Source organism: Brucella tritici, from assembly GCF_902825325.1.
Classification (GTDB): domain Bacteria; phylum Pseudomonadota; class Alphaproteobacteria; order Rhizobiales; family Rhizobiaceae; genus Brucella.
On the sequence record NZ_CADEAR010000018.1, the window covers coordinates 18,202 to 29,654 of the forward strand.

Below are 11,453 nucleotides of genomic sequence, written 5' to 3' on the forward strand. Positions count from 1 at the left end.
ATCCCCCGAATCCCAAAACCCACGGCAGAACCAGGATGACAGCACATATCTTCGCGCCTTTCGCAACGCTTGCCGAAAGCCTTCTGCCCCATGCGCTCGAACATGGCGAGGACGGGTCGCACGACCTGTCCCACCTTGCCCGCGTCTGGAAAAATGCTGCTGCGATCCAGCGCCAGGAAGGCGGCGATGCCGAAGTTCTTTGCGCCGCGGCCCTGCTGCACGACTGCGTGAGCGTGGAGAAGAATTCGCCTGACAGAAACCGCGCTTCGCGACTGGCGGCGGAAAAGGCAATAACCTTGCTGCAGAACCTCGGCTGGAATGACGCTCGCATCGGCCTCGTCGCCCATGCCATCGAGGCACACAGTTTTTCGGCCAATATCGAGCCCGTCACGACAGAAGCGAAGATTCTGCAGGATGCCGACCGGCTAGATGCCATCGGCGTCATTGGTGCTGCGCGGTGTTTCTACATTGCAGGCCGCATGGGCAGCGCGCTTTACGACTGGCGCGACCCGCACGCCGAAAACCGCCCGCTGGATGACAAGCGCTTTGCGCTCGATCATTTCCGCACGAAACTGTTTGGCCTCGCCTCCGGCTTCAAGACGGAAACCGGAAAGCTGATGGCCGCTGAACGACACAGTCGGCTGGAAGCCATTTTTGACGACTTCCTTGCCGAATCCGACAGCTAGATTGAATAGCCGCCGTCGATATTGAGCGCCGTCCCCGTCACCATGGAGGCGGCATCCGAGGCCAGCCAGAGCGCGGCTTCGGCCACATCCTCCGGCGTCGAAAACCGGCCGAGCGGAATGGTCCGTTTCAGCGCCGTGCGAGCCTCCGGCGTATCCTCCTCCAAAAACAGTTTCAGCCCCTCGCCGTCGCTTTCCGCCGGGCAGATGCAGTTCACACGGATATTCTTGTCTGCCAGTTCCAGCGCCATCGCCTTGGTCGCGCTGATGATCCAGCCCTTGGACGCGCTGTACCAGACGAGGCCCTTGCGCGGACGCAGCGCGGTTGCCGAAGCCGTATTGATGATGACGCCGCCGCCCTGATGCTCCATGATCGGCACAACGATCTGCGTCGAATAATAAAGCGCTTTCATATTCACGGACGAGATCAGGTCGAAACTGTCCTCCGTCACTTCCGTCAGCGGCATGTTGCGATGCGTGAAACCGGCATTGTTGACCATGATGTCAATGCGGCCGAACGCTTCGAAGGCCGTGCGCGCCACTCGCTCCATATCATCCTTGCGAGAAACATCCGCCTGCACGGAAAGGGCGTTCTTGCCAATATCGGCAAGTTCATCCTCGACACGTTTTACGTTCACATCAGCGAGAATGACCTTTGCACCTTCGGCTGCAAATCGGCGCGCCATGCCTGAACCGAAGCCCGAACCGGCACCGGTAATGATTGCGACCTTATCCTGCAGCCTCTTCATGTCATTCTCCTTTTGAGCATTTCCCGTAAAGTGCAATCACTTGTATCCAGATTATTGGTTTCAATATGGCGTAAAGAGCCTGAACCAAAATGAACATGTCATGTATGCACAACCCGTTAATCCGTCAATTATGGCAGGGCGCCTTCAATTTCGTGCGATTGCGGCATTGCGACTGTTGAATTTAAATCGATTAGATAATAGACAAGGGCAGCTTGAAAATCGCATGCTGCCCGCAGGCAGACTGATTTGCGCTAGTGGATTGAATTTGACGTTTGCACTCCGCCTGAATGAGATGCTGATTCAAACGTCAAATTCGAAAAATCCACTAAATACATAAAGTCACTAGTGGTCTTTGCAATTCCGACATTTGCTCGGCGCCTGTATCAGAGGAATGCAATTGTCGGAATCAGACCACTAGAAGAGAAGAGAGCGATAGATGACCAGCCAGACAATTCCGGTAGAGCCTTTCGACTGCATCGTGTTCGGTGGTTCCGGCGATCTTGCCGAACGCAAGCTCATCCCGGCACTGTATCAGCGCCAGCGCGCAGGCCAGCTCACCGACCCGACGCGCATCATCGGCGCATCGCGCAGCGCCATGACCGATGACGAATATCGGCAGTTCGCCCGCAATGCCATCCATGAGCATGTGAAGGCCGAAGAAGTCGACGAGAAGGAAGTCGAAAAATTTCTCGCCCGCCTCAGCTATGTGGCTGTCGATGCCAAGTCGGAAGAGGGCTGGGATGCGCTCAAGACCTTGATTGGCAAGAAGCCGGAAAAGATTCGCGCCTTCTATCTCGCCGTCAGCCCGACGCTCTTCGGCGATATCGCCACGCGCCTGAAGGCGCACAGCCTGATTACCCGTGATACGCGCATCATCGTGGAAAAGCCGATCGGTCGCGATCTGGAATCCGCTATGGCGCTCAATGATACGCTGGGCAGCGTTTTCCGCGAAGACCAGATCTTCCGCATCGACCACTATCTCGGCAAGGAAACCGTGCAGAACCTGATGGCGCTGCGCTTTGCCAATGCGCTCTATGAGCCGCTGTGGAACTCCGCCCATATCGACCATGTGCAGATCACCGTTGCCGAAGCCGTTGGCCTGGAAGGCCGCGCTGGCTACTACGACAAGGCAGGCGCGTTACGCGACATGGTGCAGAACCACATTCTCCAGCTTCTCTGCCTCGTTGCGATGGAGCCCCCTTCATCGATTGAAGCCGATGCCGTCCATGATGAAAAGGTCAAGGTTCTGCGCTCGTTGAAGCCGATTACCAACCTTAACGTCGAAGATATGACGGTGGGCGGACAGTATCGCGCCGGTGCTTCGGCAGGCGGTCCGGTGCGCGGCTATCTGGAAGATCTGGAAAGCGAGACCAGCAATACCGAAACCTTTGTGGCGCTGAAGGCTGAAATTGCCAACTGGCGCTGGGCTGGCGTGCCTTTCTATCTGCGCACCGGCAAGCGGCTTGCCACGCGCGTTTCGGAAATCGTCGTTACCTTCAAGCCGATCCCGCATTCCATCTTCGGTGAAAGCGCTGGCAAGGTGATGGCCAACCAGCTCGTCATTCGTCTCCAGCCGGATGAAGGCGTGAAGCAGTGGCTGATGATCAAGGATCCGGGTCCTGGCGGCATGCGCCTGCGCCACGTGCCGCTGGATATGAGCTTTGCCCAGTCTTTCAGCGAACGCAATCCGGATGCCTATGAACGTCTCATCATGGATGTCGTTCGCGGCAACCAGACCCTCTTCATGCGCCGCGACGAAGTCGAAGCGGCATGGCGCTGGGTCGATCCGATCCTTCAGGGATGGGAATTGAACAGCCAGCCTGTACAGGGCTACACAGCAGGAACATGGGGCCCATCGTCCTCCATCGCGCTTATCGAGCGTGACGGGCGTACATGGCACGAAAGCCTCTAGAGCGCATCCCGAAAAGTGTGAAACGGTTTTCGGAAAAGATGCGTGTCAAAACAAAGAGATAGAGCGCCGATCTGATCCAATCAGATCGAAACGCGCTCTAAGCATTTCCAGCAAAAGTGCGCAGCGGTTTTGCGTAGGATAATGCGAAAAACAAAGAGATAGAGCGGCTTCACGATTTTATCCGATTGGAACCGCTCTAGTTTCTGCTTTGGAAAGGAATGGAATGAACATCGAACGTCACGACTTCACCAGCGGAACGGAACTGGCGCAATCGCTTTCTGAGGCAATTGCAATCAAGCTGGCAGCCGCAATCGCTGAGCGGGGGCAGGCCACACTGGCCGTCTCCGGCGGCACCACGCCGTTGAGACTGTTCGAGGTGCTATCACGCAAGATGATCGACTGGAACCTCGTCACGATCACCCTCGTTGACGAGCGTTTCGTACCCGTCGAAAGCGACCGTTCCAACGAAAAGCTGGTGCGTGAGCATCTTTTGCGCGATCATGCGGGCGTGGCCAGGTTCGTCGGCCTGTACAATCCGGCGGCGACGGTCGAAACGGCGGCGCTTGCTGCCGCCAGCCGCATCGATGCATTGCGTCGTCCTTTCGACGTGGTGGTGCTTGGCATGGGCAATGACGGTCATACTGCCTCCTTCTTTCCTGGTGCCGACCGGCTGGATCAGGCGATCAACCCGGAAACAAGGGCGCTTGTGCTGCCTATCCATGCCGAGGGCGCTGGCGAAAAACGCCTGACCCTGACCCTTCCCATTATTGCCGAGGCCGACATGCTGGTTCTGCATATCGAAGGCGCTGCCAAGCAGGCAACGCTGGAAAAGGCGCTTTCCGGCGATGACGAGAATGAAATGCCCGTGCGGGCTGTCTTCCACCATGCGCGCACACCGATCCAGCTCTACTGGACAAGTTAAATTCGATTCAAGCCAGATTGGCACAGGTGATACCCATGCCCACCGAGACGGCCCATAAACGCATTCAGGAAATCACCGCGCGCATTCGCGAGCGGTCCAAGCCGACACGCGAAGCCTATCTTGGCCGTGTGCGCGAGGCTTCATCCAGCAAGCCAAAGCGCGCCGTTCTGGGCTGTGCCAATCTCGCGCATGGTTTCGCCGCCTGCGGCCCGCACGACAAGGCGGCGCTGATCGGCGACGAGATTCCAAACCTCGGCATCATCACCGCCTATAACGACATGCTGTCGGCGCATCAGCCCTTCGAAACCTTCCCGCAACTTATCAAGCAGGCTGCGCGCGAAGCGGGTGGCGTGGCGCAGGTTGCAGGCGGTGTGCCTGCCATGTGCGACGGCGTCACTCAAGGGTTCGCGGGCATGGAACTGTCGCTGTTCTCCCGCGAGGTGATCGCGATGGCAACCGCCGTCGGCCTGTCGCACGACATGTTCGATGCAGCCGTCTATCTCGGCGTCTGCGACAAGATCGTTCCCGGTCTTATCATTGGTGCGCTGACCTTCGGCCACCTGCCCGCAGTGTTCGTGCCTGCCGGGCCGATGACCAGCGGCCTGCCGAACGACGAAAAAGCCAAGACCCGTCAGCTCTATGCCGAAGGCAAGGTCGGACGTGCCGAGCTTCTGGAATCGGAATCGAAGTCCTATCATGGTCCCGGCACCTGCACCTTCTACGGCACGGCCAATTCCAACCAGATGCTGATGGAAATCATGGGCCTGCATCTGCCGGGTGCATCCTTTATCAATCCGGGCACGCCACTGCGTGATGCCTTGACCCGCGAAGCCGCCAAGCGCGCATTGGCGATCACCGCCTGCGGCAATGAATATACGCCGGTCGGCGAAATGCTGGACGAACGTTCCTTCGTCAATGGCGTCATTGGTCTCAATGCGACCGGCGGCTCGACCAACCATACCATCCACCTGATCGCCATGGCGGCGGCTGCCGGTATCAAGCTGACATGGCACGATATTTCCGAGATTTCGGATGTGGTGCCGCTTCTGGCACGCGTCTATCCGAACGGCCTTGCCGATGTGAACCATTTCCATGCCGCTGGCGGCATGGGTTTCCTGATCCGCGAATTGCTCGATGGCGGCATCCTGCATGAGGATGTCCGAACTGTCTTCGGCGAAGGTCTGCGTCCTTACGCCATCGAGCCGAAGCTCGGTGCCGACGGCACGGTCGTGCGTGAGCCGGTGCCGGAAAAAAGCGGCGACGACAAGGTGCTGGCGAAGATCCATGCGCCGTTCCAGCCGACCGGCGGCCTCAAGGTTCTGACCGGCAATATCGGCAATGCGATCATCAAGGTTTCCGCCGTGAAGCCGGAGCGCCAGGTCATTGAAGCACCCGCCAGGGTGTTCAACGATCAGGCAGAAATGCAGGCTGCGTTCAAGGCTGGTGAATTGACGGGCGATTTCATCGCCGTGGTCCGCTATCAGGGCCCGAAAGCCAATGGCATGCCCGAGCTGCACAAGCTGATGACGGTTCTGGGCATTCTGCAGGATCGCGGCCAGCGCGTCGCCCTTGTCACCGACGGTCGCCTGTCCGGCGCGTCGGGCAAGGTTCCGTCCGCCATCCATGTCACGCCGGAAGCACTTGATGGTGGCGTCATCGGAAAAATCCGCGACGGCGATGTCATTCGTCTGGATGCCGTGAACGGCACTCTGGAAGTTCTCGTCAATGTGATGCTGCTGAATGATCGCGGTGAAGATCGCCCTGATCTTTCCGGCAACGAACATGGCATGGGACGTGAATTGTTCCGCGCTTTCCGCCAGATCGCCGGGCGGGCTGACGAAGGCGCTTCGGTGTTCTGAAAATAGCCCGAACGAAATTAAGGCAAAACAGCGATTTCAGCTGTTTTGCCTCTCAAATCATCAAAACCGGAAAGAAACTGCACGAAAAGCGCAGTTCAAATGTGTCAAAAAACTGGCTTTTTCACGCCAGCAGTGCGGCAAGCCGAGGTAAGCGTGTTTGCCATCAGCATGGCGATGGTCATCGGACCGACGCCGCCCGGAACCGGCGTGATCGCTCCGGCGACCTTTTCGGCTTCCGCAAAATCGACATCGCCGACCAATCGTGTCTTGCCTTCACCCCGTTCGGGAGCCGGAATGCGATTGATACCGACATCGATCACTGTCGCGCCGGGCTTGACCCAATCGCCCTTGACCATCTGTGGACGGCCAACGGCAGCAACCAGAATATCCGCCGTGCGGGCAATCGCAGGCAGGTCTTTCGTGCGGCTATGCGCAACCGTAACGGTGGCGTTGGCGGCGAGCAGCAGATTGAACATCGGCTTGCCAACAATGTTGGAACGCCCGATTACCACCGCATTAAGGCCCGAAAGATCACGTCCATGGACGCGCTCGATCATGATCATCGCGCCCGCTGGCGTGCAGGGAACGAAAGCCGTTTCGACCTCGCCGGTGCCAAGCTTGCCAACATTGATGAAGTGAAAGCCGTCAACATCCTTGTCGGGCGAAATCGTCTGGATCACCCGGCCTGAGTCAATGTGCTTCGGCAGCGGCAATTGCACCAGAATGCCGTGAATGGCGGGATCGTTGTTCAGGCTCTCGATCAGGTCGAGAAGCTCCTGCTCCGACGCCGTTTCCGGCAGATCGTGCTGCACCGAGTGGAAACCGCATTCCTTGGCCTTCTTGCTCTTGGACGCGACATAAACCTGACTTGCCGGGTCTTCGCCGACAATAACCACCGCGATGCCGGGCACAATGCCGGTCGCGGCCACGAGCTTTTCGGTTTCGGTCTTCACCGTGGAAACCACATCCTCGGCGAGCTTCTTGCCATCAATCAATTGAGCCATAGCGAGCGCTCCGTTCTTTTGTGATATCGGGCTTAAGTGTCTGGGAGATACACGACATCTTTTTCGTACACATGCCCATAAGCGTCATGACGCCCGATGACAATTGGCGAATGCGCGACAATGCAGGATTTTATGAAGTTTCAGAACGCAAAGTCCTGAGAGAACCAGTCAGGGTCTCGTGATACGGGATGAACGCACATCATCGATGGCACGACCGAGGGCGGCGTTTTCCGTGGTGCGGTTGGCGCCTTCATTCTCGGCTTCCCAGCGCGCATTGGCTTCGCGGATAACGGCAGCAAGCCGGGTTTCGCCGTAGGGTTCCAGAACCTCGTCCGGCTCAGCTTCATTCCTGACCGACGACCGGGGCTTGCGACCGGCCAGCATCATCGAAAGAAGACCAAGCAAAAACCCGGCCAGCAACCCAAGGGCGACAACCCCTTGCGGGGAGAGAGTGCGCGGGTTCGGTTCTGCCATGGCTGGCGTAACAATCCGCACTGTCGCAGCGGACCCAGCCGAGGCAGGCTCGCCCCTTGCCGCACGCATCTGCAAATCTTCAAAGAGTGCCTGCTTTGCCGCCGCATCTCGTTCCAGCATCTGCAGCCGGGCTTTGTCTTCATCTGTTGCGGGCGTCGAGCCGAAACCGGCAATGGCAGCCGCTGCCTTTTGCTCGCGTTCGACCGCATTCTTAAGATCGGCCTGTAACACGCTACGCTGGCTGGAAATCTCCTTGTCGATTTCCGTTTCGATCTGGCTCGCTTCAGCCCCCTGCCCTGCGGCGCGATACCGCTCAACCAGTGCGCCCAGTGCTCCAGAACGCATGGATTCGGGCACGCCCTTACCTGCGAGGCTCTCGGCGGTCGCCCCGGTCAGGCTGTTGGCCTCCGCTGCAATACGCGCTGTCTCGGCCTTGCTGTCGGCGAACTCGCGTTGAAGTGCGGCCTTGTTGTCGTCATTGCCAAAATCCCGGCTGACGCGAAAAGCCGCTGCCGCTTGCTGCGCCGCTTCTGCATCGGCCTCCAGACTTTGCAGACGCGCCGGAAGATCACCCTCTACCTCGTTCAACTCTCTGCCGCCCTGCAGATGATCGCGAAACGCCTGTGCAACGGCATTGGCCAAAAGCGCTGCCGTTTCCGGCCTGTCAGCCCTGGCCTCTACATTGACCGTGCCACTGTCAAGCGCCTGTGTGAAATCAAGGCGCTGGCGCAGCAATTGCACCCCCGATAGCTTTTTATGTCCAGCCACTGCTGGAGACTGCTGATCTTCGGGCAGCAATCGGGTCAGGCGAAAGCGCAATTCCTCCAGAAATGAAGGCGCGCCGAGATCGGCCGCACGTTCAATGCGCGCCATCTGTGCGGCGCGCTCAAGAACAACATTCGAGGCAATTTCGCTGCGCCGTTCAGGCGGGAAAACCTGCAACGATGCCGTCGCGCCATATTGGGGCGGTTCCAGAACAGCATATGTGGTTCCGATAATTCCGCCCAGCATGGTGAAACCGGCCAGAAGTCCCCAGCGACGCCTGCGGCGAGGCAATTGTACCGGCTGTTCAGGTTCCGGGACGGTGGCTGATGCAGGTGATTCCGACGCGGACGGTTCCTTGATCGGGGCACCGTCAAGATTGGCTTGCAACGCCTCCCGCACGGCATTCATCCGGCCCTGCATATCCGCCTTCGGATCGACCCGCTCGCTCTCTTCGGCGTCTAACAAATCCTGTTTGCGGCGGAGCAATTCCTCGCGGCGCCTTTGATGTTCGCGGTCTTCGTCATTGTTTCCGGTCGCACGGACGGATGGCACAGGCTCAAGGAATTCCGGCGCATAGGCCAGAAGTGGGCGCACAGCCGCACGTCTCCTCTCTCCGTCCCGTTTCACCATCGCTCCGTCCCGCTTTTCACCCGTGGCTATTGATCCAGATTAATATTCATCATGGCAAATAAACCGTTAAAATTGCAATTATATGTATTGATTCATACAGATAAATCAGGAGACAGCCATGAGCGCGGAAACGGAATACCCGATCGATCCAGCCCGACTTGGCGGTATAATCCAGTTTATCCAACATGCAGAACGGCTGAAAAGCACTTTGCGTTCCGGCCATACCTCACAGGGCCGACCGGAAAGCACAGCCGAACATAGCTGGCGGCTATGCCTGCTGGTGACGCTGTTCGACCGGGAGCTGGGCGATTGCGACCGGCTGAAACTCATCAAGATGTGCATCGTCCACGATCTGGGCGAAGCGATTTCCGGCGATGTGCCTGCCATCCATCAATCCGCCGATGATGGGCGAGCCGAGCGCGAAAAAGCCGACCTCATGACGCTATGCGCGCCGCTGCCGGACGATCTCAGCACCGAAATCATGGAGCTTTGGACGGATTACAGCGAAGGCAAATCGGCGGAAGCTATCTTTGCCAAGGGCTTCGACAAGCTTGAAACCATGATGCAGCACAATATCGGGCTCAATCCGCCGGATTTCGATTATGCGTTCAATCTCGATTACGGCGTCAAGCAGACGGCACGCCACCCGCTACTGCGCCAGTTCCGCGTAATCGTGGATGCGGAAACCCGGCGCAATGCAGAAAAACGTTAGCTCAGCGTCGCGAAGTGGCGCAGTGTGAAGGTGATCTGGTAAATCAGCGCAACGGCGGCAAAAACCGCATGATAACGCCGGTTACCCCAGAACACCGCGATCAGACTGAACAGGATGAAACAAGCGACCTGAATGGGGTATTCGATGCCGTAAAGCCGGTAATGATCGGCTCCTTTCAGCAGCGTATCAATGAAATCGACCACATAGACCAGCGCCAGAATGCCAAAGAACCACTTGCGCCGTGAAATGAAATAATCGCGATAGCCGGTATATTCTTCCATACTGTCGGGGAAAAGCAGCGTGCTGAGCAGGAAATAAAGCCCAGCATAGAAGATAACGAACAGATACTTCTCGAAGGTCCAGAGCGGAATGGTTCGCAAGCTGAATTCAAACCACCAGAAGTGGATGACGGAAAGCAGAATGAAGCCCACCCATGCCAGATGGACCGGATAGATTTTCTGCTTGCCGGGATGCTGGATGAAACGCGCCAATCCTGTCAAAAGGCGTGAAACGCACAGGCCCAGGATCATGCCGATAATAATACGGACGTGTCCGAAAGCTTCTGATGGCGGAACGCCTGTCGTCAAAGCCGGATCCATTGTCTCCCTATTCCAGCAACGCAAACAGGAACTGCTTCGTTGCTCTGTCCAGAATTTCAGATGGCAAGCATAATGGTCGATACCTTATGAGCAATCGGTAAACCGTACTGCAATAACCAGGCAGTACTTCGCAGGCAAATATCGTGCTTTTCGCCATACCGTCTTGCAGGTTGCAATCGCGCAGGTCTATATCCCGAAAGGAATGAGAAAAGGCGTACAAGACGTTGTGCGCCGAGAATCAAACAGGTGGAACAATCACTATGCATGACACGGTAATTCTGGTCGGTTGCGGCAATATGGGCTTCGCCATGCTGAAAGGTTGGCTCGATAGCGGTATCATCAAGGCGAAAGACGTTTATGTCGTGGAACCGACCGAAGCGCTTCGTGATCGCGCCGCCGGTGCTGGCGTCCATGCCTTTGCCGATGCCGAAGCCCTCCCCGGCGATCTGAAGCCGCGCATGGTTCTCGTGGCTGTAAAGCCACAGGTCATGGCACAGGTTCTGCCAGCCTATAAGCGCTTCGCACCCTCTGCCACTTTCGTCAGCGTTGCAGCCGGTATTCCGGTCGCCCTTTTTGAAAGCAAGCTTGGCCACGATGCAGCCATTCTTCGCTGCATGCCGAACACGCCTGCCGCCATCGGCAAGGGCATGCTGGTCACGTTCAAGAACGCCAATGTCACCGATGAAAACGAAGCCTTCGTCGCGCGCCTGCTTGAGACATCCGGCAAGGTCGCCAGTGTGGAAGATGAAGCGCTTATGGACGTCGTAACCGCCGTTTCGGGTTCCGGTCCGGCTTATGTATTTCACTTCATCGAATCCCTGACCGAAGCCGGTGTGACCGCCGGTCTGCCGCAGGAAACAGCCGCACTTCTGGCCATGCAGACCGTGATGGGTGCAGGCGCTCTGGCCGATGCCAGCACGGACACGCCGTCAAAGCTGCGCGAACAAGTGACAAGCCCGAACGGCACCACCGCTGCCGCGCTCGAAGTTCTTATGGGCGGTGACCGCCTCAAGACGCTTGTGGCAGAAGCCGTGGAAGCTGCCCGCAAGCGTTCGGTGGAACTGGGCAAAAGCTAGAGCATTTCCAGCAAAAGTGCGAAGCGGTTTTGCGTCGGATAATGCGTGAAAACAAATAGATAGAGCGG

General features: G+C 57.6%; 10 protein-coding genes. 6 read left to right on the top strand and 4 right to left on the bottom strand.

Annotation, left to right across the window (positions count from 1 at the left end):
- Positions 1 to 35: 35 nt before the first annotated feature.
- A complete protein-coding gene (locus HWX93_RS19385; protein ID WP_176038388.1) occupies positions 36 to 686 on the top strand; it encodes an HD domain-containing protein in 651 nt (216 codons plus the stop codon).
- On the opposite strand, the gene HWX93_RS19390 is transcribed toward HWX93_RS19385, so the two are convergent.
- The gene (locus HWX93_RS19390; RefSeq protein WP_176038389.1) at positions 683 to 1,432 is read right to left on the bottom strand and encodes an SDR family oxidoreductase; all 750 of its coding nucleotides are present in this window, start codon (positions 1,430 to 1,432) and stop codon (positions 683 to 685) included. The genes HWX93_RS19385 and HWX93_RS19390 overlap by 4 nt on opposite strands.
- A gap of 436 nt (positions 1,433 to 1,868) precedes the next feature.
- On the opposite strand from HWX93_RS19390, the gene zwf reads away from it, so the two are divergent.
- From zwf to edd, 3 genes are all read left to right on the top strand, one after another.
- Positions 1,869 to 3,344: a glucose-6-phosphate dehydrogenase gene (gene zwf, locus HWX93_RS19395; protein WP_176038390.1), complete on the top strand. Its 1,476-nt coding sequence runs from the start codon at positions 1,869 to 1,871 to the stop codon at positions 3,342 to 3,344.
- Positions 3,345 to 3,567: 223 nt separating this feature from the next.
- Positions 3,568 to 4,266, top strand: a complete 699-nt coding sequence (gene pgl / locus HWX93_RS19400; protein ID WP_176038391.1) for a 6-phosphogluconolactonase — start codon at positions 3,568 to 3,570, stop codon at positions 4,264 to 4,266.
- Between the two features lie 35 nt (positions 4,267 to 4,301).
- Positions 4,302 to 6,125: a phosphogluconate dehydratase gene (gene edd, locus HWX93_RS19405; protein WP_176038392.1), complete on the top strand. Its 1,824-nt coding sequence runs from the start codon at positions 4,302 to 4,304 to the stop codon at positions 6,123 to 6,125.
- Positions 6,126 to 6,229: 104 nt separating this feature from the next.
- Here edd and folD read toward each other — a convergent pair whose 3' ends face one another.
- On the bottom strand, positions 6,230 to 7,129 hold the full coding sequence (gene folD / locus HWX93_RS19410; RefSeq protein WP_176038393.1) for a bifunctional methylenetetrahydrofolate dehydrogenase/methenyltetrahydrofolate cyclohydrolase FolD: 900 nt from the start codon (positions 7,127 to 7,129) through the stop codon (positions 6,230 to 6,232).
- A 168-nt stretch (positions 7,130 to 7,297) separates the two neighbouring features.
- Complete coding sequence (locus tag HWX93_RS19415) at positions 7,298 to 8,998, bottom strand: GNVR domain-containing protein (RefSeq protein ID WP_176038394.1); 1,701 nt, start codon at positions 8,996 to 8,998, stop codon at positions 7,298 to 7,300.
- Between the two features lie 118 nt (positions 8,999 to 9,116).
- On the opposite strand from HWX93_RS19415, the gene HWX93_RS19420 reads away from it, so the two are divergent.
- Positions 9,117 to 9,710, top strand: a complete 594-nt coding sequence (locus HWX93_RS19420) for an HD domain-containing protein (protein WP_176038395.1) — start codon at positions 9,117 to 9,119, stop codon at positions 9,708 to 9,710.
- Here HWX93_RS19420 and HWX93_RS19425 read toward each other — a convergent pair.
- Positions 9,707 to 10,309: a hypothetical protein gene (locus HWX93_RS19425; protein WP_109989559.1), complete on the bottom strand. Its 603-nt coding sequence runs from the start codon at positions 10,307 to 10,309 to the stop codon at positions 9,707 to 9,709. The two genes, HWX93_RS19420 and HWX93_RS19425, sit on opposite strands and share 4 nt — an antisense overlap.
- Before the next feature lie 260 nt (positions 10,310 to 10,569).
- On the opposite strand from HWX93_RS19425, the gene proC reads away from it, so the two are divergent.
- The gene (proC, locus tag HWX93_RS19430; protein WP_176038396.1) at positions 10,570 to 11,385 is read left to right on the top strand and encodes a pyrroline-5-carboxylate reductase; all 816 of its coding nucleotides are present in this window, start codon (positions 10,570 to 10,572) and stop codon (positions 11,383 to 11,385) included.
- The last annotated feature ends 68 nt before the right edge of the window (positions 11,386 to 11,453 follow it).